The organism is Streptomyces massasporeus (genome assembly GCF_014648995.1).
Taxonomy (GTDB): domain Bacteria; phylum Actinomycetota; class Actinomycetes; order Streptomycetales; family Streptomycetaceae; genus Streptomyces; species Streptomyces massasporeus.
The window spans coordinates 100,050-124,529 of record NZ_BMSE01000024.1; the positions used below are offsets into that span (position 1 = coordinate 100,050).

The 24,480-nt window shown below is 72.3% G+C and carries 20 protein-coding genes and 1 pseudogene; 9 read left to right on the forward strand and 12 right to left on the reverse strand.

The genetic code is table 11. From position 1 onward, the window contains the following. Positions 1–74: 74 nt before the first annotated feature. The 4 genes from uppS to IE153_RS36040 all read right to left on the reverse strand — a co-directional run bounded on the left by uppS (position 75) and on the right by IE153_RS36040 (position 4,476). The gene (uppS, locus tag IE153_RS36025) at positions 75–1,946 is read right to left on the reverse strand and encodes a polyprenyl diphosphate synthase (protein WP_189593904.1); all 1,872 of its coding nucleotides are present in this window, start codon (positions 1,944–1,946) and stop codon (positions 75–77) included. Continuing rightward, positions 1,943–2,341 carry a DUF6114 domain-containing protein gene (locus tag IE153_RS36030; protein WP_189593905.1) on the reverse strand — a complete coding sequence of 133 codons (399 nt, stop codon included), beginning with the start codon at positions 2,339–2,341 and terminating at the stop codon, positions 1,943–1,945. The genes uppS and IE153_RS36030 overlap by 4 nt, the downstream gene beginning before the upstream one ends. Continuing rightward, on the reverse strand, positions 2,338–2,919 hold the full coding sequence (locus IE153_RS36035; protein WP_189593906.1) for a DUF6230 family protein: 582 nt from the start codon (positions 2,917–2,919) through the stop codon (positions 2,338–2,340). Before IE153_RS36035 ends, IE153_RS36030 begins: the two co-directional genes overlap by 4 nt. Positions 2,920–3,093: 174 nt before the next feature. After that, a complete protein-coding gene (locus tag IE153_RS36040) occupies positions 3,094–4,476 on the reverse strand; it encodes a cytochrome P450 (protein WP_189593907.1) in 1,383 nt (460 codons plus the stop codon). A 54-nt stretch (positions 4,477–4,530) separates the two neighbouring features. On the opposite strand from IE153_RS36040, the gene IE153_RS36045 reads away from it, so the two are divergent. Together IE153_RS36045 and IE153_RS36050 are read left to right on the forward strand one after the other, a co-directional pair. Beyond that, positions 4,531–6,087, forward strand: coding sequence for an FAD-dependent oxidoreductase (locus IE153_RS36045; protein ID WP_189593908.1), 1,557 nt, complete (start codon positions 4,531–4,533; stop codon positions 6,085–6,087). A gap of 6 nt (positions 6,088–6,093) precedes the next feature. Continuing rightward, positions 6,094–6,591: a nitroreductase/quinone reductase family protein gene (locus IE153_RS36050; protein ID WP_189593909.1), complete on the forward strand. Its 498-nt coding sequence runs from the start codon at positions 6,094–6,096 to the stop codon at positions 6,589–6,591. A gap of 192 nt (positions 6,592–6,783) precedes the next feature. Here IE153_RS36050 and IE153_RS36055 read toward each other — a convergent pair. Beyond that, positions 6,784–7,369, reverse strand: a pseudogene (locus IE153_RS36055) (transposase family protein); the annotation flags it as partial. Between the two features lie 238 nt (positions 7,370–7,607). Here IE153_RS36055 and IE153_RS36060 point away from each other — a divergent pair. Further along, entirely contained in the window at positions 7,608–8,999 is a 1,392-nt protein-coding gene (locus tag IE153_RS36060; RefSeq protein WP_189593910.1) for an MFS transporter, read from the forward strand. Positions 9,000–9,050: 51 nt separating this feature from the next. Here IE153_RS36060 and IE153_RS36065 read toward each other — a convergent pair whose 3' ends face one another. The 4 genes from IE153_RS36065 to lnt all read right to left on the reverse strand — a co-directional run bounded on the left by IE153_RS36065 (position 9,051) and on the right by lnt (position 14,070). After that, entirely contained in the window at positions 9,051–10,955 is a 1,905-nt protein-coding gene (locus IE153_RS36065; RefSeq protein WP_189593911.1) for a helix-turn-helix domain-containing protein, read from the reverse strand. 76 nt (positions 10,956–11,031) lie between these two features. Then, positions 11,032–11,832: a 3-hydroxybutyrate dehydrogenase gene (locus tag IE153_RS36070; RefSeq protein ID WP_189593912.1), complete on the reverse strand. Its 801-nt coding sequence runs from the start codon at positions 11,830–11,832 to the stop codon at positions 11,032–11,034. Between the two features lie 54 nt (positions 11,833–11,886). After that, on the reverse strand, positions 11,887–12,366 hold the full coding sequence (locus tag IE153_RS36075; RefSeq protein ID WP_189593913.1) for an NUDIX hydrolase: 480 nt from the start codon (positions 12,364–12,366) through the stop codon (positions 11,887–11,889). Between the two features lie 87 nt (positions 12,367–12,453). Further along, positions 12,454–14,070 carry an apolipoprotein N-acyltransferase gene (gene lnt, locus IE153_RS36080; RefSeq protein ID WP_189593914.1) on the reverse strand — a complete coding sequence of 539 codons (1,617 nt, stop codon included), beginning with the start codon at positions 14,068–14,070 and terminating at the stop codon, positions 12,454–12,456. Between the two features lie 216 nt (positions 14,071–14,286). Between lnt and IE153_RS36085 the strand changes: the two genes are divergently transcribed. Further along, positions 14,287–15,360, forward strand: coding sequence for an O-antigen ligase family protein (locus tag IE153_RS36085; protein ID WP_189593915.1), 1,074 nt, complete (start codon positions 14,287–14,289; stop codon positions 15,358–15,360). A 101-nt stretch (positions 15,361–15,461) separates the two neighbouring features. On the opposite strand, the gene IE153_RS36090 is transcribed toward IE153_RS36085, so the two are convergent. Further along, positions 15,462–16,016 carry a hypothetical protein gene (locus IE153_RS36090; RefSeq protein WP_189593916.1) on the reverse strand — a complete coding sequence of 185 codons (555 nt, stop codon included), beginning with the start codon at positions 16,014–16,016 and terminating at the stop codon, positions 15,462–15,464. A 113-nt stretch (positions 16,017–16,129) separates the two neighbouring features. Next, positions 16,130–16,915 (reverse strand): glutamate racemase, encoded by a 786-nt coding sequence (locus IE153_RS36095; protein WP_189593917.1) that lies wholly within the window; start codon positions 16,913–16,915, stop codon positions 16,130–16,132. 39 nt (positions 16,916–16,954) lie between these two features. On the opposite strand from IE153_RS36095, the gene IE153_RS36100 reads away from it, so the two are divergent. Next, positions 16,955–18,145, forward strand: a complete 1,191-nt coding sequence (locus IE153_RS36100; RefSeq protein ID WP_189593918.1) for a glycosyltransferase — start codon at positions 16,955–16,957, stop codon at positions 18,143–18,145. Positions 18,146–18,161: 16 nt separating this feature from the next. Here the strand turns inward: IE153_RS36100 and IE153_RS36105 are convergent, their stop codons facing one another. After that, positions 18,162–19,451, reverse strand: coding sequence for a TerD family protein (locus IE153_RS36105; protein WP_189593919.1), 1,290 nt, complete (start codon positions 19,449–19,451; stop codon positions 18,162–18,164). A 296-nt stretch (positions 19,452–19,747) separates the two neighbouring features. Here IE153_RS36105 and IE153_RS36110 point away from each other — a divergent pair, with 296 nt between their 5' ends. The 4 genes from IE153_RS36110 to IE153_RS36125 all read left to right on the forward strand — a co-directional run bounded on the left by IE153_RS36110 (position 19,748) and on the right by IE153_RS36125 (position 24,476). Beyond that, positions 19,748–20,170: a DUF6643 family protein gene (locus IE153_RS36110; protein ID WP_031111223.1), complete on the forward strand. Its 423-nt coding sequence runs from the start codon at positions 19,748–19,750 to the stop codon at positions 20,168–20,170. A 44-nt stretch (positions 20,171–20,214) separates the two neighbouring features. Then, entirely contained in the window at positions 20,215–21,042 is an 828-nt protein-coding gene (locus IE153_RS36115) for an MOSC domain-containing protein (RefSeq protein WP_189593920.1), read from the forward strand. Between the two features lie 163 nt (positions 21,043–21,205). After that, entirely contained in the window at positions 21,206–21,811 is a 606-nt protein-coding gene (locus IE153_RS36120; RefSeq protein ID WP_189593921.1) for an Rv1733c family protein, read from the forward strand. 229 nt (positions 21,812–22,040) lie between these two features. Beyond that, entirely contained in the window at positions 22,041–24,476 is a 2,436-nt protein-coding gene (locus IE153_RS36125) for a right-handed parallel beta-helix repeat-containing protein (protein ID WP_189593922.1), read from the forward strand. Positions 24,477–24,480 lie beyond the last annotated feature (4 nt).

Consider the following 24,480-nt stretch of genomic DNA (forward strand, 5'->3'; position numbering starts at 1 on the left):
TTGTCCACGTACGGGGCCATGGCCACGGCGGCCAGGGGTTCCCGCCAGCCCGCCTCCCAGGATGACCAGGTGCCTCACGTCATCGGTGCTCCGTGTCCACTCAGGGGACCGGTCTGGGCGGGGATGCGGGGGACCGCGCCGTAGCGGCGGGTGCGCCGGGCGTACTGTTCGATCGCGTCCCACAGGGTTCGGCGGTCCACCGCGGGCCAGGGGGTGTCGAGGAACAGCAGCTCGGCGTAGGTGGCCTGCCAGGGCAGGAAGTTGGAGGTGCGCTGGTCGCCGCCGGTGCGCAGGAGCAGGTCGACATCGGGCAGTTCGGGGACATGGAGGTAGCGGGCGAAGGCGTGCTCGGAGACGGAGCCGGGGTCGACCTTCCCGGCGACCGCTTCCTGGGCGAGTTTCGCTGCGGCTGCCGTGATCTCGGTGCGGCCGCCGTAGTTCACGCACATGGTCAGGGTCATTCCGGTGCGGTCGCGGGTGGTCCGCTCGTCCTGGAGGAGTTGCTCGATGACGTCGGCCGGGAGGCGGGAGCGCACGCCGGCCCAGCGCACCCGGAGATCCAGTTTCTCGTCCACCAGGCGACGCACGCCCTGGGGAATCTCGTACATCAGGGTCTGCAGTTCGGCGGCCGGGCGTTTCCAGTTCTCGGTGGAGAACGCGTACACGGTCAGGTACTTCAGACCGATCTCAAGGGCACCGTGGACGACGTCGACCAGTGCCTCGACTCCTTGACGGTGGCCGTCGGTGCGGGGCAGGCCGCGGGCGGTGGCCCAGCGGCCATTGCCGTCCATCACGATCGCGACGTGGCGGGGCATGTCTTCGCCGGGCAGTTGGGGCGGGCGGATTCCCGAGGGGTGGGGAGTCGGAGCGACGGTCGGGTGCCGCTGGGCGGCGGGCGGGCGCATCTCTTCGGCCTCGCCGGACCGTTCGGGCGTCTTGGCCGGTGCGGGTTGCGGCGGGCAGGGCTGGATGGGGAAGGGGAACAGGCCCCAGGCCAGCGCGGCCTTCGCCTGGGCGGGCAGCATCAGGCGCAGCCGGGTGCTTCGTGGCAAGGCCGGGCGGCTGTGCAGCAGCGTGGCGGGGGCGTCGGCCGCGGTCTTCAGGCGTAGCCGGTACAGGTCGGTGTAGGCGCCGAGCGCGATGCCGACCGACGGGTGCAGCACCGGCGGCAGGGGCGTGTGGTCCAGCCAGGTGCGGGCCCGGTCGGCCAGGCGGCGCACCAGGTCCTCGAACTCCGGGGTGGTGCGCCGGGCCAGTAGGTCCGTCCGGTGCACGCCGGCCTCGTCCAGGGCTTCCTGCGGCAGCGCAACGTGGCCGCGGTCGAGGTCGTCGGAGAGGTCGACGAGGGCGTCGGTGAGGTAGATCGCCTCGACGGCGGTCTGGCAGGCCATAGCCGCGTCCGGCACGGCTGCGGCGATCGCCTCCGGCTCGGTGGGCAGGCCCGTGGCCCGTAGCAGCAGGGAGCCCGCCCGCAGCACGAGCGGGGTGTTGATCAGGCTGTTGTAGTGCCGCCACTCCTGCCAGGTGGCGAACTGCCGTCCGTGGACGTCCTGGCGGAGTTCCTCGAACAGGGTGTGCAGGAATCCTGGCGGCAGGTTCCAGGTCAGCATGGTGTGGATCAGTGCCTGCCGTACCGGGTCGCTGCCGCGGCCTTCGCGCAGGTCCGTGTCGAACGCCGAGATCCACGCTTCCAACCGTTCGGCCCGCCCCGGATCCGCCTCGCCGGCGGATCCGACCGCGTCGGCCAGGTCGTCCACTGCCCGGACAGCGCCGTACAGCGCCCAGATGGCGGTCCGCAGCGGCGGTGGCAGCAGCAGCGAGACGGCGTATTCGATCTCGCCCGTCGCGCGGGTGGCGCGGCGGCACACCTCGTAGCCGCGGCGCAGGGCCGCGTCGTGGATGCCGCTGCGCCGGTAGACGGCGGCGGGCAGGGCGGGAGAACTCACCTGACGCCTCCTCTTTCTGGGGTCGAAGGTGCTTGGTGGGGGATCCAGGCCAGGGCGAGGGCGCTGCCGACGGCGGTGAGCAGGAAGCCCAGCAGCAGGCCGCCGAGGTTCGCGGCGACCAGGCTGACCAGAGACATGACGGCTGCCAGGACGCCGGAGAAGTAGCGCAGGGCAGGGTTGCGCCATGTCGTCACACCGGCGACGACGAACAGGGTGCCCAGGGCCCATGAAGCGGCGCCCGCGGTGCCGGTGAACCGCAGGAATCCCAGTCCCACCCAGGAGACGCAGATCAACTCCAACCCTCCGAGCCCCAACAGCAGGCCCGCCGTGAACGGGCGGCCTCGACGCCACGCCCGCCACCCGGATCGCGGGCCGGGGCGGATCGCCGTACTCACCGAGCCGCTCCCGGCTCGCAGCTGCCTTCACCCTGGCGCAGATCGATGGTGACACCGCGGGAGGTGATCGTCCCGGCCGTGAAGGCATGCGGCTGTGTGGTCACCGTGCTGCCGCTGACTTTCCGCGCGCCGACGGTGAACAGGCCGGTGGGCCGGTTCGGGGACACCTGCGGGGTGCTGAACTTCGCGCCGGTGAGCTTCACCGAGCGGGCCGTGGCCTTGTCCGTCTCCACCGTCAGGCCAGCGGCGGTGGAGTGCTCGATACGTACGACTGCCGTCACCGCTCCGACGACCGGCAGGTGGGCGGTGGAGGTGACGCAGGCACCCTCCACCGTGGCCTGTTCCATCCGCGTGGCCAGCGCCGGCAGCAGTCCGCCACGGCCGGAGGCGGCCGGCGAGGCCGACACGCCGACTGCGGACACCCGCGCCGCGTGGACCGTCACCGGCACCTCCCCCGCGAACGCCACCGATACGGCTCCCTCGGCACTCCCGGCCAGCAGGACGGAGGCACCCACGAGCAGGGGTGCCAGCGCCAGAGCGAAACGTCGGCGGCTCGTCCGCCCGCCGCAGGTCCTCATGGGCAATTCGTCGCCGATCACGATCAGCCCAACGACCATCCCGGACCGAAGTACCGCCGAACACACCATCGGCTGATACGTCATGGCAGCCAGTTACCGCGCCAGGCACGGATTCCCCGGGTGCCGTTGGCCCCTGGACGAACTGCACGGGATGCGCGGCGAGCCGACCTGGCCTCATGGACGCTTACGGGGGTGGCAGGTCATGGGCATCGGGCCCGGAGCGAGAAAGATGCCCACCCGCGGCCGGTAGCGGTGCCCCGGCGTGGTGCGCAGGGTCCAGTGGCCGGCGATGGTGGCCAGGGCGATGAGGATCTGGTTCATCGTCATCGCGTCGCCGATGCACTTGCGTACCCCGGCACCGAAGGTGAGGTCGGCGCAGCGGGGCAGAGGCTTGAGGCGCTCCGGCAGCCAGCGGTCGGGGTCGAAGCGCAGCGGGTCGGGGTGAACATCCGGATTGCGGTGTACCGCGTAGTTGTTGTACAGGAGCTCGGTGCCCGCCGGCAGTTCCGCCGGTCCGAGACGGACGGGCACGAGGGTGCGGCGGGCCAGCATCCACACCGCCGGGTACAGCCGCAGGGTCTCCTTGACGACGCGTCGGGTGTACGCGAGCCGGGCCAGGTCCTCGGCCTGCACAGGGCGGCCCTGGAGGGCGGAGTCGATCTCGTCATGCACACGCTGCTCGATGTGGGGATGGCGGTGCAGCTCGTACAGGACGTGGGGCAGCACGTCCTTGAGGCCGTGGACGCCGGCGAAGAGCAGGAACAGCGTGTCGGCGATGATCTGCTGATCGGTGAGCGGCTCGTCCGTGTCCGCGTACCGGGCTCGCAGGAGCTGGGATAGGACGTCGTCGCCGCCGTCGCCGTGATGGCGGTGGTGGGTGAGAGCGGCGGTGACGGCGGCGCGCAGGCCGGTCAGAGCCCGCGTGAAGCGGCCAGTGCCCGGGACGTGCGTGAAATGGGCGAGCCGGGGAAGGGCCATGCGCCAGTACAGGCCCGCAGTGGTGTGCGAGGAAAGGCCCGCGATCCCGGCCACCACCCGGTCGTGGGCCGGGGTGTCTCCGCACAGGGCGTATGCGTTGACGGTGTACGCGAGTTGAGCCATCGCCAGATCCACCCGGAGCGTCGTGCCGGGCTGCCACCGGCAGGTCGCTTCTTCGGTGGCCTGCCGGACCGCAGGTGTCCCGGCGGCGATCCGGTGCGGGTGAAAGGCGCGCTGCACGGCACGACGGTGACGGCGATGGGATTCGAACAGCGTCAATCCGTCGAACCGCATGTCCATCACCAGGCTTTGGCCGAACTGGGAGCCGATGCCCTCGCTGATCCGCCCCTGTGCGTAGCTGCGGGCGTCGGTCACCAGCATCTGGTGGAGCAGGTCCGGCGAGTTGACCATGTAGACGTCAGGAGTGAACAGGGGGCCCCGCCCCCGTACCAGCGGCCCCAGCCTACTGAGCGACACGACGAAGCCGAGCGGGTCACGTACGGCCTTCAGCCCGTGCCCCAGCAGGGGCAGCGCCCCGGGAGCGGTGGGGACGGCAGGCAAAGGAGCGGAGGCAGTCACGGGCACTCTCCCGGATCGTCGCGAGCACATTATGCGACGGGTAATGTACTGGGCGTGACGGGTGGGGTGGTCGTGGAGGCCGTGTATGACGTGCTGGTCGTGGGATCGGGGTTCGGTGGAGCTGTCGCGGCGCTACGGTTGGCGGAGAAGGGGTACCGCGTCGCCGTCGTCGAGACCGGGCCGTACCGGAGGCCGGAGGACTTCGCCGCCTCCCCGTGGCAGGCTCACCGCTTGCTGTGGGCTCCCTGGCTCGGGTGCCGGGGGATCGTACGACTGCGGGTACGGCGCCGGCTGGCCGCCCTGACGGGCATCGGAGTCGGCGGCGGTTCGCTCGTCTACGCGGGGGTGCACTACCTGCCGGACGCAGCCGTACTCCGGTCACCCTGCTGGGATCCGGCCGTCGACTGGGCTGCCGAACTCGCCCCGCACTACCGGATCGCGCAGCGGATACTGGGCACCACGCCAGTGCCCAGGCAGGCGGCGGGCGACGACGCCCTGCGGGAGGCGGCCGACGCCCTCGGGGTATCCGGAACCGTGCACGCCACCCGGGTCGGCATCCACTTCGGCCCCCCCGACCGACCGGTGCCCGACCCCTTTTTCAACGGCCGTGGCCCGGCACGCAACGGCTGCACCCTGTGCGGACGCTGCGTCCTCGGCTGCCGCACCGGCGCCAAGAACTCCCTGGACCACAACTACCTCCATCTCGCCGAACTTGCCGGAGCCGACATCCGGCCCCTGACCGAGGCCCGCACTCTCGTCCCGCTGCCGGAAGGCACCTGGCAGATCCATACGCGCGGCGGCCATCCAGTGCGTAAGAAGCATGTGCTGACGGCGCGCCAGGTGGTGCTGGCGGGCGGCGCCTGGGGCACAGTGGAACTCCTGCACCGCTCCCGCCCTCACCTGCCGCGACTCTCGCCTGCGCTGGGCACGCACACCCGGACCAACCGCGAGGTGTTCACAGCCGTCTGGGCCGAGGACTTCGACGTCGGCCCCGGCGTCGCCATCAGCTCCGCACTGCGGCCACACCCCGATCTGCTGGTACAGATGTGCCGCTTCGGATCCGGCTCCCATCCGGCGGCGCTGCTCACCGCGCCGGTGCCGCTTTCCTGGCGGGACTTCGGCCGTCGCAGCGCCGTGCTCTTCGCCATGGAACAGCGGGACTCACATCTGACCAGCCACTACCGACACGGCCCGTTCGGCGGGCGGATGAGCTTCCGCCCCGGCAGCCTCCAACCCGAACCAGTGCGGCTGCCGGCCGCCGAGACCGTCGCCGGCCACCACGCCCGCCTCATCAAGGGCCGGGCCCGCCCCCTGTGGAACACCGTCCTGGGACTGCCGGTCACCGCCCATCTCTTGGGCGGATGCCGCATCGGCACCGACCCCGCCACGAGTGTCGCCGACCCCTACCACCGCATCCACGGCTATCCGACCCTGCACATCGCCGACGCCTCCGCAGTTCCCGCCAACCTGGGCGTCAACCCGGCGCTGACCGTGACCGCGATGGCCGAGCGGGCCTTCGCCACCTGGCCCGACGCGGGCCGCCCCGATCAACGCCCGTACCAGCACGAGCCGTACCGGCCCATCCCCTTCCCCGCGACCCCGAGGACATAGCCCCCCGTGCCCCACCCGCTCGTCGTCCGCCTCGGCACCACCCGTGCCTTCACCCGGATCGCCCCCCATGTGCTGCCTCGATGCGACCTGCTCGTCCACCGGCTCACCCGCGGTCGGCTCCTGCCCAGTCGGCTGTTCGTCGACACCATCATGCTGACCACCACCGGACATCGCAGCGGCCTGATGCGCACCACGCCGCTGTGCGCCCATCAGGATCCGGACGGCACCTGGATCGTCGTGGCCAGCAACTTCGGCCGCAGCCGCGACCCGGCATGGAGCACCAACCTGCTGCACGACCCCAGAGCCACGGTCACCACCCAGGCCCGCGCCTGGCCGGTCACCGCACGGCAGCTCACGACCCACGAGAAGCAACAGCAGCGCCCCCGCATCCTGTTGGCTCTACCGGTATACGACACCTACGCCGCCCGCGCTGGCCGGTACATCCGCGTCTTCTGCCTCACCCCGATCACCGCTCAACCCACCGATCGAGCCCTCTTCACATGAGGACGGCACCGGCAAGGGGCTAGCTGTATTGACCCGCGGCGGCACGGCGTATCGCCGCCGAAGCGATCAAGATGCCTTGGGGCACCATCCGCCAAGCCCGGCACACGGTCGCTGCCAGCCCGGGACGCCGACATTCCACGCCCCCGGTACCCGGCCCGGGCTTGCGCCCAAGGCGACAGAGAAGTTCGTCTTCCGGCCGGCTCGTCTGCGGTGCGGGACGATCAGACCGGTGCCCAGGTAGGCGCCGTCCGCGATCACGGTCGTGCCTGCTGCCACGGCCGGCAGGCCAGACTTCCGCCACACGTGTGCGTCTGCCTTGTTGCCGGGTGCGGGCCGGGCGGAGGCCACCACCAGGCGAGTGTCGGCATCGATGATGACCTGCACATTCGCCGAGAATCGGTAGGTGCGTGAGGAGGCTGCGACCTTGCGGTCACGGACCGGGATCAGGGTGCCGTCCACGATCCATAACCGGTCGACGTCCGCACAGGGCTGGGCGCCGGCTCCAGCGCAAGCAGCGACCCAAGACGCCGGATGCCCCGGCAGACCGTGGCAGGTGAGCAGCCGAAGAGCGGTGCGAGCTGCCGCATCGTGAGGTTCGTGCGCTAGTACTCGGCCACCAGCAGCACCCGCTCGGCCAACTCAAGACACCACGGCCGGCCATCACCAGGACCGTTGCCACCTCGTTCCCGCACCACCGGAAGCAGCTTCTCGAACCGCCCCATCGGCAACCCGGTGGACGTCTCCACCCACACCGGCTCAGCCTCAACACCCCACCCATACACGCAAAATGCACACCACCAAGCCTTCTGCAACACCCTTTATGAACTGCGCGTCCCGTCGGCACTCGTTTCGACCACCATCGCTCCCCTGAACCGCCTTTCCACGAGCCGGCATGGTGGCCGCACGCATAGCGAACCCTCGAACTATGTTGCCCCGCCACATGTGCGCCTGACCTGCGGATTCCTACGGTGTGGCGACACGCAAACGTCCCAGTCACACCCCAGGAAGTGGTGCCGATGTCGTCGCCCGCAGCCGCTCCACCAGCCCCCGCCAGCCTCAAGCGCATCGTCGCCGCGTCCCTCATCGGCACCACCATCGAGTGGTACGACTTCTTCCTCTACGGCTCCGCCGCCGCGCTCGTGTTCAACAAGCTGTTCTTCCCGGACTCCGACCCGCTCGTCGGCACCCTGCTGTCGTTCCTGACGTACGCGGTCGGGTTCGCCGCCCGGCCGCTGGGCGCGCTGGTGTTCGGGCACTACGGTGACCGGCTCGGACGCAAGAAGCTGCTGGTGCTGAGCCTGCTGCTGATGGGCGGGGCCACCTTCGCCATCGGGCTGCTGCCCACACATGCCTCCATCGGGACGGCCGCGCCGGTGCTGCTCACCGTGCTCCGGCTGGTCCAGGGATTCGCGCTCGGTGGTGAATGGGGCGGTGCCGTGCTGCTGGTGTCGGAGCACGGGGACGCCCGGCGGCGCGGGTTCTGGGCGTCGTGGCCGCAGACCGGCGCACCGGCGGGGCAGCTCCTCGCCACCGGTGTGCTGTCGCTGCTCACGGCCCTGCTGTCGGACGCCGCGTTCGGCAGCTGGGGCTGGCGGATCCCGTTCCTGCTGTCCGGTGTGCTGGTGATCGTCGGTTTGTGGATTCGTCTGTCTGTCGATGAATCGCCGGTGTTCAAGGAGGCGTTGGCGCAGGCCGAGGCCCGCAAGGCGGACGTCGCGGCGGAGGCCGAGAAGCTGCCGCTCGTCTCCGTGCTGCGGCACCACTGGCGTGACGTGCTGGTCGCCATGGGCGCGCGCATGGCGGAGAACATCAGCTACTACGTCATCACCGCGTTCATCCTCGTCTACGCCACCACCTCGGCCGGCGTCTCCAAGCAGACCGCGCTCAACTCGGTGCTGATCGCCTCGGCCGTGCACTTCGCGGTGATCCCCGCGTGGGGCGCGCTGTCCGACCGGATCGGCCGCCGGCCGGTCTATCTGATCGGTGCGGTCGGGGTCGGGCTGTGGATGTTCCCGTTCTTCTCGCTCATCGACACCGGCGGCTTCGGCAACCTGATCCTCGCCGTGACGGTCGGACTGGTCCTGCACGGGGCGATGTACGCACCCCAGGCCGCGTTCTTCTCCGAGATGTTCGCGACGCGCATGCGTTACTCCGGTGCGTCGATCGGCGCGCAGTTCGCCTCGGTCGCGGCGGGCGCGCCCGCACCGCTGATCGCCACCGCGCTGTTGTCCGACTACGGCAGCTCCACGCCGATCGCCCTGTACGTCATCGCCGCCGCCGTGCTCACGGTCATCGCGGTGGCGGCGGCCAAGGAGACGCGCAACCGGGACCTGGCCGACGTCGCGGTTCCCCCCGGACAGGGCGCGGACCGGACGGCCACCGCCCCGGAGGACGCCCGCACCGCCTGACCCGCCAGGAGCAGTGATCTGCGGCCCCCGTACGCAGGCTGCGTACGGGGGTCAGTGCTGTGCCGGGGCCGACAACTGGTGCAGGCGCAGCGCGAGCTGGATCTCCAGGGTCCGGGCCGGGCTCTGCCAGTCGTCGCCGAGGAGACGGCCGACGCGCTCCAGGCGCTGAGCGACCGTGTTCACATGGACGTGCAGTTCGTCCTTGGTGCGGGCGGGGCTCATGCCGCAGGCGAAGTACGCATCGAGGGTGCGCAGCAGTTCCGTGCCACGCCGCCGGTCGTAGGCGACGACCTGGCCGATGGTGCGGTCGACGAAGCCCGGGATGTCGCGGTCGCCGGCCAGGAGCAGTCCCAGGAAGCCGAAGTCCTCGGCGGCGGCCCCGTCCCCGGCACGGCCGAGGACGCGCAGGGCTTCGAGGCAGCGGCGGGCCTCCCCGTAGGCCGTGGCCACGGTCTCGGGGCGGGTGGCGAGGTCCTCGGCGGGTGCGGAAGCGCCGACGGTGACCGGTGCGTGGACCGCCGTGCCCAGATGCCGGGCTGCGCGCCGGGCCAGGCCGGTCGCCGTGTCGCCGGGGCCGAGGGGCAGCAGCAGGACGGTGCCCCCGTCGCGCGCGGCGGCCAGGCCGTGCCGCGTCGCGGCCAGGTGGGACGCCGCCGCTGCCAGGCGTCTGCGGACGTCCGCCTCCTGGTCGGCGTCGGCCGCGGTGCCCTCGAGCCGCGCGGCCAGCACCACGTGGAGCGCGTCCAGGTCGGCGTGCAGCCGGGCGGCGCGCTCCCGCAGCAGGCGCGGGTCGCGGTCGCGGGCGTCCAGCAGGTCGTCCAGCAGCTCACCGCGCACCCGCTGTTCGGCCTCGGCGGCGGATCTGCGGGCCAGGAGCAGCAGGGAGGTGACCATGGCAGCGCGCTCCAGGGTGCGCTGGTCGACGGGGTCGAGCCCCGGGTGCCCGCGCAGGACCAGTGCGCCGAGCAGTTCGCCGCCTGCGGCGACGGCGGCGATCCAGGCGTCCTCGTGCAGCACCGCGTGCCCCTCTGCGCCGGACTTCTCCAGGGCGCCGGCGGGCGCGGCGGCGGCCTCGGCGAACGCCACGGTGCCGTCGAGGATCTCGGAGACCGCGGCGGCCACGTCGTGCACGCCTCCGCCGCGCAGGACGAGTTCGGCGAGCCGGTCGTGCACGTCGGAGGCGCGCTCGATGACGCCGCTGCGGTCGCGGATGATCTCGTTCGCCCGCTCCAGGCCGGCGAGGGCTGACCGGGTCTCGGCGAGCAGGTTGGCGGTGTCGATGGCGGCCGCGGCGAGGGCGGCGAAGGAGCCGAGCAGGGCGATCTGCTCCCGCTCGAAGACCCGGGCGCGGCGGTCCGCGGCGAACAGCACGCCGATGACGTGGTGCCCGAGCGTCAGTGGCACACCGAGGATGGCCACCAGACCCTCGTCCCGCACGCCCGCGTCGATGGTGAGCGTGTGCTGGAAGCGGTCGTCCTTGAAGTAGTCGTCGGTGACATAGGGGCGCGCGGTCTGGGCGACCAGGCCGCCGAGTCCCTCCCCCATGCCGAGCCGCAGCTGCTGGAACCGGGCCGCGACCGAGCCCTCGGTGACCCGCATGTAGGTGTCGCCGCGCTCCGTGTCGTTCAGGCTGAGGTAGGCGACGTCGGTGCCCAGCAGCGAGCGGGCGCGCTGCACGATCGCCTGGAGTACGGCGTCGAGGTCGCGCAGCCCGGCGAGGTCGTGGGCGGTCTCGAACAGCGCGGACAGCTCGGCCTCGCGTCGGCGTCGCCCCTCCAGCTCGGCGCGCACGCGCAGGGCGAGCGGCTTGGCCTGCCGGAGCGCGGCGATCCATTCCGCCGGGCGCCCTTCGGCACGCGCGAGCAGCTCCGGCTGCTCATAGGCGTCGGCCGACGCGCCCCGGGCCAGGAGCTCGAGGAACGGCATTTCGGCGGACTGCACGTGATCGCTGGACATGCTCACAGGATTCACCATGACCGGCCGGTCCCGTCAGCCCTGTGGACAACTCCCCCGGGCGGACGGAAGCGGCTGCTCAGTGGGCGGTCCAGCCACCGTCGAGCACGAGCGAGGTACCGGTCACGAAGGAGGCCTGCGGACTGCACAGGTACGCCACCGCCTCGGCGACCTCCTCCGGCTCGATCAGCCGTTTGACGGCGCTGTCCTGCAGCAGCACCTCGGACAGCACCCGCTCCTCGGGGATGCCGTGCGCCTGCGCCTGGTCGGTGAGCTGCTTCTCGACCAGGGGGGTGCGCACATAGGCGGGGTTCACACAGTTCGAGGTGACACCGTGGGGAGCGCCTTCGAGGGCGGTGGTCTTGGACAGTCCCTCCAGACCGTGTTTGGCGGCCACATAGGCGGACTTGTAGGCAGAGGCGCGCAGCCCGTGGACGGACGACACGTTCACGACGCGGCCCCACCCCTGCCCGTACATGTGGGGCAGGGCCCCGCGGATGAGCCGGAACGGTGCCTCCAGCATCACGGTGAGCACCGTGTGGAACACCTCGGGCGGGAACTCCTCGATGGGGCGCACCAGTTGGAGTCCGGCGTTGTTGACGAGGACGTCGGTGCCCGCGGCGGCGAGTTCGGCGGCGTCCAGGTCGGTGAGGTCGAGGACGTGCGGCTCCACCGTGCCGGCGAGGCCGCGCCCCTGGTCGGCCAGTGCCTCGAGACCCGAGGCGTCCCGGTCGACGGCTCTCACCTTGGCCCCGGCGGCAGCGAGCCGCAGGGCACAGGCACGGCCGATGCCACCGGCGGCGCCGGTGACGAGTGCGGTGCGGCCGCCCAGGTCGAGCGGGGAGGCGTGGGGGGCCGGGAGGGCAGGGGGCGCGGTCATGGTTCGACCCTAGGCAGCGCCCCTACCCCACCCCATGTGGTCACACCCCATAGTTCAACCGGAGGCAGTGGGGTCGAACCATGTGGGGTCGTCCGACAGGGCCTGCTTGATCCGGAGCAGGCCGAACTCGTTGAGCTCGGGGAGCGCGTCGACGTCGAACCAGGCCACGTCGAGCGACTCGTCGTCGTTGACCTTCGCCTCACCGCCGACGGCACGGCAGCGGAAGGTGATGTCCATGTACTGGCAGGTGTCACCGTTCTCGTACGTGACGGGCTGCAGGGCCTGGACGAGGACGACCCGTTCGGCGACGCACCGTACAGCCGTCTCCTCGTAGACCTCCCGCACCGCGCAGGCCGCGGGCTGCTCCCCCGGGTCCGGGATGCCGCCGAGCACGGACCACCTGCGGGTGTCGGCGCGGCGGTTGAGCAGCACTCTGCCCTCGTCGTCGAAGACGAGGGCGGTGACCCCGGGGAGCCAGAGCAGCTGATGACCGGCCGAGGCACGGAGCGTGCGGATGAAGTCGGGAGTAGCCATGCCGTCGACCCTAATGGGCCGTCTCCGGCGCCCTGGCGCGATTCAGGCTGCGTGCGGACGGCGTACGGCTACAGGTCACCGACGCGTCTACACGTCACCGGTGCGTCGTCCGCGCAGCCCGGCGCCGACGGCCCAGCCGAGTCCGCCGGCCGCGACCAGCACGAGGGCGATCTCCGGCAGGATGCCGAGCCGGGTGGCGGGGGTCTGCGAAGACCGCAGCGGCACCTTCTGCACCAGGGAGTCGGCCACGAACATGCCGGTCTTCTGGGTGATCCTGCCGTCCGGCATGATGATCGCGCTGACTCCGCTGGTCACCGGGACCGTCACGGTCCGGCTGTGCTCGACCGCCCGCACGCGGGACATGGCGAGCTGCTGGTAGGTCATCTCGCTGCGGTCGAAGGTGGCGTTGTTGCTGGGCACGGAGATCAGCTGGGCGCCGTCGGTGACCTCGGAGCGCACGGTCCAGTCGAAGGCGGCCTCGTAGCAGGTGACGAGTCCGACCTTGGCGCCGTCCATGGTGAAGACGCCCGGCTCGGTGCCCCGGCTGAAGTCCTGGCGGGCCATGGCCGTCCAGTTCTCGTTGATGGCTCCGACGAGCGAGCGCAGCGGCAGATACTCGCCGAAGGGCTGGATCTGGCGCTTGTCGTAGGTGTCGACGGGGCCCTTCGCCGGGTCCCACAGGATCTGCTCGTTGTACAGCTTGCCGTCCCGCTCGACGACGCCGCCGACCGAGATGGGCACGCCGATGGACCTGGCCGCCGCGTCGATGACGGCGCGGGCGTCGGGGTTGGCGAAGGGATCGATGTCGGAGGAGTTCTCCGGCCACAGCACGAAGTCGGGCCGTGCGACCTTGCCGGCCTTGACCTCGGCGGCCAGCCGCTCGGTCTCGCGCGCGTGGTAGTCGAGTACGGCCCGCCGCTGGGAGTTGAAGTCGAACCCGGCACGGGGCACGTTGCCCTGGATCACCGCGACGGTGGCACTGCCGTCCTCGGCCGTGTCGCTGACCAGCGGCCGGGCCGCGACGGCGCCCACGACGGGGACGGCCAGGCTCAGCAGGCCCATGGCCGCCGCGGCGCGCCGCACCTCACCGGTCCGCCGCCACCGCACGGCGAGCCGGACGACCTCGTACAGCCCGAAGCCGCACAGGACGACCGCGAAGCCGAGTACCGGGGTGCCGCCCACCGCGGCGAGCGGCAGGAACACACCGTCCGCCTGGCCGAACGCGACCTTTCCCCAGGGGAAGCCGTTGAAGGGGGCACGCGCGCGTGCCGCTTCGCCGGCGATCCACACGGCGGCCGCCCACACCGGCCAGCCGGGCAGCTTCGACACGGCCGCGACCCCGGCGCCGACCAGGGCGACGAAGAGAGCCTCGATCGCCACCAGGGCGAGCCAGGGGACCGGCCCGACCTCCACTCCGGTCCACACCAGCAGCGGCAGCAGGAAGCCTAGGCCGAACAGGTAGCCGAGGCCGAGTGCCGCCTTCCAGGCGCGGCCGCGCAGCACCCAGCCGAAGACGGCGAAGGCCGGCAGGGCCAGCCACCACAGCGTGCGGGGCGGGAAGGAGACATAGAGGAGCAGGCCGGAGAGCGCGGCTGCGGCGGCCGGGACGAGACGTACGAGCCGCCGGGCCCACGTCCGCGCCCCGGGCGCGCTCCGCGGCTCCAGCTGGTCCGATTCGCCGACGGAGGTTGCGGTGACGGTCACTCCCGGAGTCTAAGGCGCGTGACCTTGGGGCCGACAGCGCGGTAGGCGTGACGGACGTCCTGTTCATTTCGTCACGACACATCCTCAAACCGTCCACAAGCCGTTACGGTGTGCCAAGCCTCAGTCGTACGGCCCGTGGCGGCCGGTGCGGCCGGGGTCTTCACAGGTCGGGGGCTTTGGGTGCGCCGGGGGGCGGGCGGGGTGGGTTCCAGTGGGATGACGTCCGCGTCCGGATCGGACGCGGACGGCGAAAGACGAATCGTTTCTGACGCGGCGGGGGTCGTGGTGCTGGGCGCTTGCGCCGCATGGTCCCTGATCACGGCGGCCCTGCACGACGGCAGGCCGGAGGGGGTCCTCCTCGCGGTGCTGGCGGTGGCAGCCGGGTACGCCGCCGGGCGGATCGGCGGGGCGCTGCTGCCGGTCGGCGCGCCCTTCGCCGGGGCGCTGGCGGGCATCGCGCTGACCGTGGCCGTTCCGCACCTGGCTCCGGGCCCGCAGATCGCCGCGCCCCTCGGGCATGCCGGGGCCACCGCGGCCGTACTGACGTTGTCGGCCGGGGCCGCGTGCTGTGCGGCCTGGGCCGCGCCGGTTCCGGCCGTTCGCCTCGCCCTGCGCCTGCTGGCCGCGGGGGTCGCGGTGCTGGCGGCCCTGCTCGGCTCGACCAGCGGCCTCGTGACCTGTCTCGCTGTGCTGGTGTGCTCGCTGGCCGCAGGCCGCACCCGTCACCGCGGCGCCGCCATGGCCGTACTGGGCGCGGTCGCCGCGCTGGTGACCGGTCTGATCTGGGCGGTCGCCGCGCGGGCCGTACCGGGCGGGTTCGTGGCGGCTCTGGAGGGGCGGCTGACGCCGCACCGCGTGCAGTTGTGGCACGACGCGTGGCGTCTGCTCGGCGACGACACCGCGCTCGGGGCGGGCCCGGGCCGCTTCGGGGAGCTGAGTGCGACGTCCGCCCAGTCGCTGCTGTCCGACGGCAAGCCGCACTCGGCGCCCCTGCAACAGGCGGCGGAACAGGGGATCGTCGGGGTGGCCCTGCTGGCGGCGGCGTTCGGCTGGGTCCTGTACGCGCTGTGGCGCGGCCCGCGCCCGACCCCGGTGGCACTCACCGCGGGCGCGGCCCTGACCGCGCTCGCCGCCATCTCCGCGATCGGCAACGCGCTGAGCTTCACGGCGGTGTCGGTGGGGGCGGGCCTGCTGGCGGGCATGGCCACGGCACGCCCCCTCGCCGACGAACCGGCGGGCCGCACTCCGGACACGCGGGCACGCGGAGCGGGGCGCACTGCGGCGCGGTGACCGGTCGGATGCCCGGTACTCGAACGCGGCCACAGGACGGCCGATGATCACATACAGTGATCACTGCCGTCGATCACAGTAGGTGACGAACAGCCGGTGATTCAGTGCGCGGGAGCACCCGGCTTGGTGGGCCGCAGCCGCGCCTCGATCACCCGTACGGCCGCCTCCGCGTCGTCCACGGTGATCGTGAAGGTGTGCCCGTCCCACAGCTCCAGCTCGACACCTTCACCGCGTCGCACCACCACCGCGGTGCCCTTCTCGGGCCGCCAGCGGTAGCCCCAGCCACCCCAGTGGCGGGGGGTGACATGCGAGATGTACGTGGCGCCGACCACGCTGGAGAGCGGGATACGGCGGCGGGGAACGCCGATGTGGCCGCAGCGCACCTCGAGGTGCTCCTCGTCGACCCGCAGTGCGACGTGCACGAACGCGAGCGTTCCGAAGAGGACCAGCAGTCCGGCGGCGATGCACCCGACGACGGCCATGACCAGCGGGGCGATGCCGGACGTCCACGCGGAGGCGACGGCGAGCTCGATGCCGAGCGCCATGCAGGCGGCGCCCACGAGCGCCAGCAGCCACTGCACCCGGTTGGTGGCACGGCCGGTCCACACGTCCGTGTGCGGGTGGGGGGCGTTCTCGCCGTGGCGGTGGTCCCTCATGCCTTGAGGGTACTCAGGATTCGCTCCGCGGGTACCCCGTGGCGGAGCGTGACTGCGCCGGGTGGGCGTCACGCCGATCCGGCCGGCGGGTGACCGTCGGTGACGGGTTGCGGTCAGCGGGCGGGCGTGACCGCCTGCAGCAGACGCCCTTCGGCGTACGCCAGGGCGGGGGCGGGCAGCGTGCCCTCGCGTCCGCTGAGCAGCACGGTGAGCGTGCCGTGCGGGGTGGCTCCCGGCGCGGGCTGCTCGCCGAGCCGGCGCAGGGCCTGGGCGGCCACGGCTCCCGCGGAGCCGTGCAGCACGAGGGGCGCGCGGCCGGGGCGCTGGACGGCGGTCCGGATGCGCTCGGCGACCAGTTCGTAGTGAGTGCAGCCGAGGACGACGGTGGTCACGTCGTCCGGGGTGAGGGCGGCGGCCGCGGACACCGCCGCGTCGATCGCCGCCTCGTCCGCGTGCTCCACGGCCTCGGCGAGACCCCAGCACGGCACCTCGGTGACGGGCACGCCGCCGGCGAAGTCCCGGATCAGGCCCTGCTGATAGGGGCTGCCGGTGGTGGCGGGGGTGGCCCAGATGGCGAGGTGCCCGCCGCCGGCCGCGGCCGGCTTGATCGCGGGAACCGTGCCGATGACCGGGATGTCCGGTTCGAGGCGGGCGCGCAGCGCGGTGAGGGCGTGCACGGTCGCGGTGTTGCAGCCGACGATCAGGGCCTCGGGGCGGCGCGCGGCGGCGGCCTCGGCGACGGCCAGAGCGCGCTCGGTGAGGTCCTGCGAGGTACGCGGCCCCCAGGGCATGCCGTCGGGGTCCAGGGAGAGCACGAGATCGGCGTCGGGGCGCAGCCGCCGAACCGCGGCGGTGGCCGCCAGCAGACCGATTCCGGAGTCCATGAGCGCGATCTTCACCCGATCACGATAGACGATGAGCCGTTCCGGGCAGTCCGGGTGGTGCAGACTGCGCGCGTGAGCGCCGTTGTGTGGACTGCCGCTGGATCACTGCTCGCCTGGTTGTGGCTGCTGCTCTGTCAGGGCTTCTTCTGGCGCACCGATGTGCGGCTGCCTCCGCGCACGGAGCCTGAGGCGTGGCCGTCCGTGTGCGTCGTCGTCCCCGCCCGTGACGAGGCGGCCGTGCTGCCCGCCGCGCTGCCGTCGCTGCTCGCGCAGGACTATCCGGGGCGGGCGGAGGTCTTCCTCGTCGACGACGGCAGTTCGGACGGCACCGGTGATCTGGCGCGTGAGCTGGCGCGCCGGCACGGCGGGCTGCCGCTGACCGTGGGTTCGCCGGGCGAGCCCCCGGCCGGCTGGACCGGCAAGCTGTGGGCCGTGCGGCACGGCATCGCACTGGCACGCGCGCGTGAGCCCGAGTACCTCCTCCTCACGGACGCCGACATCGCGCACGCGCCGGACAGTCTGCGCGAGCTGGTGGCGGCGGCCCGCTCGAGCGGATTCGACGTCGTCTCCCAGATGGCCCGGCTGCGGGTGGAGAGCGTCTGGGAACGGCTCGTCGTGCCGGCGTTCGTCTACTTCTTCGCCCAGCTCTACCCCTTCCGCCGGATCGCCGGGCCGGGGCGGACGGCGGCAGCGGCCGGGGGCTGTGTCCTGCTGCGGGCGGAGACCGCCGAGCGGGCGCGGATCCCGGACGCGATCCGGCACGCCGTGATCGACGACGTGGCGCTCGCCCGGGCCGTCAAGCACGGCGGCGGCCGCGTCTGGCTGGGTCTCGCCGAGCGGGTGGACAGCGTGCGGCCGTATCCGCGGCTGCACCACCTGTGGCGCATGGTGTCGCGCAGTGCGTACGCCCAGCTGCGGCACAACGTCGCGCTGCTGGCCGGTACGGTCGCCGGGCTGGCGCTGGTGTATCTGGTCCCGCCGGTGGCGGTCCTGGCGGGCCTCGCCACCGGCCGTGCGCCCGCGGCGGCGCTCGGGGGTCTCGCGTGGCTGGTCATGGCGGGGACCTACCTCCCGATGCTCCGCTACTACCGGCAGCCGCTGTGGCTCGCCCCCCTGCTGCCGTTCACCGCGTTCCTCTATCTCCTCATGGCGGTGGATTCCGCGGTGCAGCACTACCGGGGGCGGGGTGCGGCTTGGAAGGGCCGCACCTACGCGCGCCCGGACGCCGTGCCCGACGAGGGCTGACGGCCGACGTGGGGAGTCACTTCCTGCCGGGGGTCCAGTTCATGCCCCACCCGTAGGCGTGGTCGACGGTCCGCTGCGGGCTCACCCCGCGGTCGGGCACCAGGTAGCGGGCCTCCCTCTGGACGATCAGGTCGCCGCCGGTGTTGGTGATCAGGGCGAGCGCGCACACGAGGGAGGGGACCGTGCACTCGTCGAGGGAGAACTCGATGGGCGCGCCGTGCTGCGGCCGGAGCGTGACCGAGGCGTGCAGGTCGGCGAACGAGCGGGCGCCCTCATAGATGGTGACAAAGACGAGGATGCGCCTGAAGGCGTTCTTGTGGTCGAGGTTGACGGTGAGGTTCTCACCCGTCGACAGGGCTCCGGTGCGGTCGTCGCCGTCGAGGTGGATGTACGGAGGCTGGTGCAGCGCTCCGAAGCTGTTGCCGAGGGCCTGGACGACACCCTTGCTGCCGTCGTTGAGTTCGTACAGCGCGCACAGGTCGAGGTCGAGGTCGGAGTGCATCGCCGTCGGGCGCCCGAACTTGCTGCTCCACCCCGAGAACTGCTTGCGCACCTCCCAGTTGAGGTTCACGTGCAGGGCACCGGAGGTGCCGCCCTGCTTGGTGAGGGAGACGGAGGGGGACGCCTTGGTGAGCGTCACCTTGGTGAGGCGGACGGGCGCGGGCGGTGCGGCGGGCGGGGGCGGCGGCGCGGACCGGGGCATCGGCGGGGGCGTGTACGCGGCGGGCTGCGGGGCGGCGGGAGGCGCCGGAGCCGCGACCGGTGCCGGTGCCGGTGCCGCTTGCTGGGGCTCGTCCACCGTGATGCCGTAATCCGTGGCCAGCCCCTCGAGTCCGCTGCTGTAGCCCTGACCGACGGCGCGGAACTTCCAGGCGCCCTGGCGGCGGTAGAACTCGCCCAGCACGAAAGCGGTTTCAGTGGTGGCGCCCGGGTTGTCGAAACGTGCCACCGGCGCGCCCTGGGCCGCATCCTGGACTTCGATGTACAGGTCGGGGACCTGTCCGAACGCGCCGCCGTCGGAGGAGGCGGCGAGGACCAGCGTCTCGATCTCGGGCTCCACGCGCGCGAGGTCGACGAGGAGTGTGTCGGTCACCCGGCCGCCGGCGTCGCGCTTGCCCTCGTGCCGGACGGCACCGGAGGAGTGCGCGGGCTGGTTGTAGAAGACGAAGTCCGCGTCGGAGCGGACCTTGCCGCTCACCAACAGCAAGGCGGAGGCGTCGGCGTCGGGCACTCCGGGTCCGGTTCGCCATCCCAATTCCACCCGCAGCGCCGCGGTGGGCACCGGAGTGTTTGAACCTTTCAGCATTTGCATGTCCGCCCCCATTGCGAGTCACCGCGCCAGGCCCGTCCCGGCGGTTCATCGAGTTCCGTGCGCACAACTTATTCGTTGCAGCTACGAAGTCCCATGCGCGACCGCGCGGAAGACCGCGGCCAACCGCTGGTAACCCGTCCGGAACTCGGCCTTTACACGATCAGAGCCTCGTTCGGCGCCCCTTTTTGCCGAGTTCGCTCGCATTGGGGATCCCGGGTCACTGCGGACACGCAAAACAACCCTCTTATCGGTCTCCCCAACCAGCACATCGTGGGCTTAACTTATGTGCCATGACCTCCCCCCGCTCCACCTATGGCGGCGGCTACTACTCCGCCTCCTTCCCGGACACCCCGATCTACGACAGGCTCGTCGCCGAGCGGGGCACCCCGCAGATCGCCCCGATCCGGGTCCCCGCTCAGTACGACATGCCGGGCAGCCACCTGCCCGCGCTTCCCTCGGCGCTGCCCGCCCTTCCGGCAGCGCCCTCCCAGCCCGCCTACGGCTATCCGCAGGCGCAGCAGCCCGCACCGCTGCAACAGGCGCCCGCGGCGTACATCCCGCAGCAGGCCACCGCTCCGCGCGGCTACCCCGGTCCGCAGCAGCCGCGTCCGGCGGCCCCCGCGGGCTACGAGGCGATGCGACCCGCCGCTCCCCGGCCGGCCCCGGCTCCCTATCAGGACCCGTACAACAACCAGCAGTACCGCGGGTACTGAGCCGACCTCCGGGGGCTGTCGGTGCCGGCTGGCACGATGGCCCCATGGGGAACGCTCACCTGCACTCGATCCACGTTCATCCGGTCAAGGCGGTCCGGGGCATCGCGCCCCGGGAGGCCGCCGTGGAGCCCTGGGGGCTGGCCGGAGACCGGCGCTGGGTGCTGATCGACGACGGGGGAAAGGTCGTCACGCAACGTCTGCTGCCGCGCCTCGCACTCGTCGCCGCCGAACCTCGGCCCGGTGGCGCCGTGCGTCTGTCGGCGCCCGGCATGCCACCGCTGACGGTGCCCGTCCCCCGGCCGTCCGTCACCGTGCCGGTGGAGATCTTCCGCGACAAGGTCGAGGCGGTCGAGGCCGAGGACGAGGCCGCGCACGCCTGGTTCAGCTCCTGCCTCGGCACCGCCGTGCGACTGGCGTACATGGACGATCCGGCCACGCGCCGGCCCGTCGCCGCGGAGTACGCGCGGCCCGGTGAGACCGTCTCCTTCGCCGACGGCTTTCCGCTGCTGCTCACCACGACGGCCTCGCTCGACGCCCTCAACTCCCTGATCGCGCAGGGCGAGTACGCCGGTGAGGGCCCACTGCCCATGAACCGCTTCCGGCCCAACGTGGTCGTGTCGGGCACCCCCGCCTGGGCCGAGGACGACTGGTCGCGCCTCACCATCGGCGACGTGCCCTTCCGCGTGGCCAAGACCTGCGGCCGGTGCGTGGTGACCACCACCGACCAGGACACCGGCGAGCGCGGCCGCGAGCCCCTGTACAGCCTCGGACGGCACCGCCGCCTCGACGGCAAGCTGGTCTTCGGGCAGAACCTGGTGCCGCTGTCCCGCGGCACGATCCGGGTCGGGGACCCGGTCAGGATCGTCGAATAGCTCTGCGAGCGGGGCGGGAACCGTGCCACGAGCCCGGGCGTTGGGCTTGTGTGAGAAATTCGTGAGAGGCCCCGGGGAGAGGTGATGTGGCTCTCTCTTCGCCGGGTCCGTGCGTGGACGGCTCCGCCGGGGAGTATCACGGAGCGGGAAGGGGGTGCAGGCGGTGCGAGCGATCAGGGGGCTCTGGCGCTGGCGGCGCAATCCGCTGTGCCGCGCGACCGACCTGGCCGAAGCCTGGGTGGCACTGGCCGCCCTGCTGCTGATCCTGCTGGCCGCCCCGGTGGTCGGCTCGCTCGTCGGGGACACGGCTCAGGACGCGCTGCAGCGTTCCGTCCGGTCACAGCACGAGGCGCGGCATCTTGTCACGGCCACGGTGGTCCGCAAGCTGGACCGCTCCCCCCTGGACTCCGACCCCGAGACCTCGTCGGGCAGGGATCTGCGCAACCGCGTCCTCGCCGACTGGACCGCGCCGGACGGCACCCCGCACCAGGGCCCGGTGCTGGCGAGCCTCAAGGACCCGCAGCAGGGCGACACGTTCCGGATCTGGACCGACCGGCACGGCCGGATGGTGGCCCGCCCGCTCGACTCCGCGACGGCCTCGACGCACGCGGTCCTCGCCGGCTTCGGCGCCGCCCTGGCGACGGGCGGTCTCATAGAGGGCGGCAGACGGCTGATCGTCTGGCGCATGGTCCGCCGCCGGTACGCCCGTTGGGACCAGGCATGGGACAAGGCGGGCCCGGACTGGGGCAGGACGGGCACCGGCAGCTGACCGCCTTCCGGCTCTGGTCAACCCACCACGCGCGCGCACGCTACGGTGGTCCGGCCGAACCGTTCGGCACAACCCGCGCGCGAGCGAGCCTCAGGGACGCGCCGGTGTCGATGCCGCGTGCGCGCCCAGGCCCGGAAGGGCGGGCTCGGCCGCGGTCGCGACCCCGGAGTGGAGCGCCCCGACGGCGGACGAGCCATCAGTACGACCGAGGTGGGGGCACAGCTACACCATGGCACAGGGCACGGTCCAGGTGACGCACACCGGCACGTCGCGGTGGCGGCGCCGCACGGGTGAGTACGCATCGCTCGCCGCCGCCCTGGAGGCCGCGGCCGACGGGGACGTCCTCACCGTCGCGCCCGGCACCTACCGGGAGAACCTCGTCCTGCAGCGCGCGGTGACCCTGCGCGGTCCCGAGGGCTCCCCCGGCTCGGTGCGCATCGCGCCCGTGGACGGTGTGCCGCTGACCGTGCGCGCCTCGGCGGTGGTGCAGGACCTGCACGTGGAGGGCCAGGACGCGGCCGCCCCCGCCGTGCTGGTGGAGGAGGGCACCCCGGAGCTGCGGGACGTGCGGGTCGTGACGCGGTCGGCGGCCGGCATCGAGGTCCGCGGCAGCGCCCGGCCCACGGTGCGGCGCTGCGCGGTCGACAACCCGGCGGGCATCGGCATCGCCGTACTCGACGGCGCGGGCGGCGTGTTCGAGGAGTGCGAGGTCGTCGCGGCCGGCCAGGCGGGCGTCGCCGTGCGCGGCGGTGCCCATCCCCGCCTGGAGCGCTGCCGGGTGCACCACACCTCGGGCTCGGGCCTGTCGGCGACCGGGGAGAACTCCGCGCTGGAGGCGGTGGGCTGCGAGATCTACGAAGTCCGGGGCAGCGGTGTGCAGATCACCGGCCGGGCCACCGCCCACCTCACCGACTGCGACGTGCACCGCACGACGGCCGACGGCGTCACGCTCGACACGGACGCCGTGCTGACGCTCGCCGACTGCCGGATCCACGACATCCCGGAGAACGCGGTCGACCTGCGCTCCCGTTCCGTCCTGACGCTCACGCGCACCACCGTGCGGCAGTTCGGGCGCAACGGCCTGTCGGTGTGGGACCCGGGGACCCGCGTCGACGCCAACCAGTGCGAGATCTTCGACAGCACGGGCGACTACCCGGCGGTGTGGGTCAGCGACGGCGCCACCGCCGTCCTGGACTCGTGCCGGGTGCACGACGTGCCGGACGCGCTGTTCGTGCTCGACCGCGGCTCGCGCGCCGACGTCGTCGACACCGACCTGTCGCAGGTGCGCAACACGGCCGTGTCGGTGAGCGACGGCGCGACCGCGCAGCTCGACGACTGCCGGATCCGGGACGCGGCGACGGGCGCCTGGTTCCGCGACCACGGCAGCGGCGGCACTCTGAACAACTGCACGGTGGACGGCACCCAGACCGGCGTGATCGTCACCAAGGGCGCCGACCCCACCGTGGAGCGCTGCACGATCGACTCCCCCGCCGAGGCCGGTGTCTACGTCTCGGCCGGCGGCCGGGGCAGCTTCCTGAACTGCCGGGTCACGGGCAGCGGCGGCTACGGCTTCCATGTGATCGACGGCAGCCGTACGACGCTGCGGAAGTGCCGCACGGAGCGCTGCGCGCGCGGGGGCTACGAGTTCGCGGACAGCGGCGCGGACGCGGCCTCCGGAGCGAGCCCGCTCGTGGAGGACTGCACGAGCGACGAGAGCGCGGGGCTGCGCGCGCCCGCCGCGCGCGAGCCGGCCGTGCAGACGGTGAACCACTCCCCCGGTCTGCTGGGCGGAGTCCCGCTGCCCCGCACAGAACCGGAGCCCTCGGCACCGGCCCCCGAGCCCGAGCAGCCGGCCCGCTCCTCCAAGGACGTCCTCGGCGAACTCGACGCGCTGGTGGGCCTGGAGAGCGTCAAGCGCGAGGTGCGCGCCCTCACCGACATGATCGAGGTCGGCCGGCGCCGGCAGCAGGCCGGCCTGAAGGCGGCCTCGGTCAAGCGGCACCTGGTCTTCACCGGCTCCCCCGGCACCGGCAAGACCACGGTCGCGCGGCTCTACGGCGAGATCCTCGCCTCCCTCGGCGTGCTGGAGAAGGGCCACCTGGTGGAGGTGTCCCGGGTCGACCTGGTCGGTGAGCACATCGGCTCTACGGCGATCCGCACCCAGGAGGCCTTCGAGAAGGCGCGCGGCGGTGTGCTGTTCATCGACGAGGCATACGCGCTGTCCCCGGAGGACGCGGGCCGCGACTTCGGCAAGGAGGCCATCGACACGCTGGTGAAGCTGATGGAGGATCACCGGGACGCCGTCGTGGTGATCGTCGCGGGCTACACGGCCGAGATGGAGCGCTTCCTGTCCGTCAACCCGGGTGTGGCGTCCCGCTTCTCGCGGACCATCACCTTCAGCGACTACGGCCCCGAGGACCTGCTGCGGATCGTGGAGCAGCAGGCCGAGGAGCACGAGTACCGGCTGGCACCGGGAGCGGCGGACGGCCTGCGGAAGTACTTCACGGTGCTCCCCAAGGGCCCGGCGTTCGGCAACGGCCGTACCGCACGGCAGACCTTCGAGGCCATGGTCGAGCGGCACGCGAGCCGGGTCGCCCAGCTTCCGGAGCCGAGCACGGACGACTTGACGCTGCTCTTCACCGAGGACCTCCCCGAGGTGCTCTGAGGAG

Excerpts from the sequence above, each read along its gene's own strand:
- IE153_RS36035 (WP_189593906.1), bottom strand. The coding sequence starts at position 2,919 with ATGAGGACCTGCGGCGGGCGGACGAGCCGCCGACGTTTCGCTCTGGCG.
- IE153_RS36060 (WP_189593910.1), top strand. The coding sequence starts at position 7,608 with ATGTCGTCGCCCGCAGCCGCTCCACCAGCCCCCGCCAGCCTCAAGCGC.
- IE153_RS36065 (WP_189593911.1), bottom strand. The coding sequence starts at position 10,955 with ATGTCCAGCGATCACGTGCAGTCCGCCGAAATGCCGTTCCTCGAGCTC.
- IE153_RS36070 (WP_189593912.1), bottom strand. The coding sequence starts at position 11,832 with ATGACCGCGCCCCCTGCCCTCCCGGCCCCCCACGCCTCCCCGCTCGAC.
- IE153_RS36075 (WP_189593913.1), bottom strand. The coding sequence starts at position 12,366 with ATGGCTACTCCCGACTTCATCCGCACGCTCCGTGCCTCGGCCGGTCAT.
- IE153_RS36085 (WP_189593915.1), top strand. The coding sequence starts at position 14,287 with ATGACGTCCGCGTCCGGATCGGACGCGGACGGCGAAAGACGAATCGTT.
- IE153_RS36090 (WP_189593916.1), bottom strand. The coding sequence starts at position 16,016 with ATGAGGGACCACCGCCACGGCGAGAACGCCCCCCACCCGCACACGGAC.
- IE153_RS36105 (WP_189593919.1), bottom strand. The coding sequence starts at position 19,451 with ATGCTGAAAGGTTCAAACACTCCGGTGCCCACCGCGGCGCTGCGGGTG.
- IE153_RS36110 (WP_031111223.1), top strand. The coding sequence starts at position 19,748 with ATGACCTCCCCCCGCTCCACCTATGGCGGCGGCTACTACTCCGCCTCC.
- IE153_RS36115 (WP_189593920.1), top strand. The coding sequence starts at position 20,215 with ATGGGGAACGCTCACCTGCACTCGATCCACGTTCATCCGGTCAAGGCG.
- IE153_RS36125 (WP_189593922.1), top strand. The coding sequence starts at position 22,041 with ATGGCACAGGGCACGGTCCAGGTGACGCACACCGGCACGTCGCGGTGG.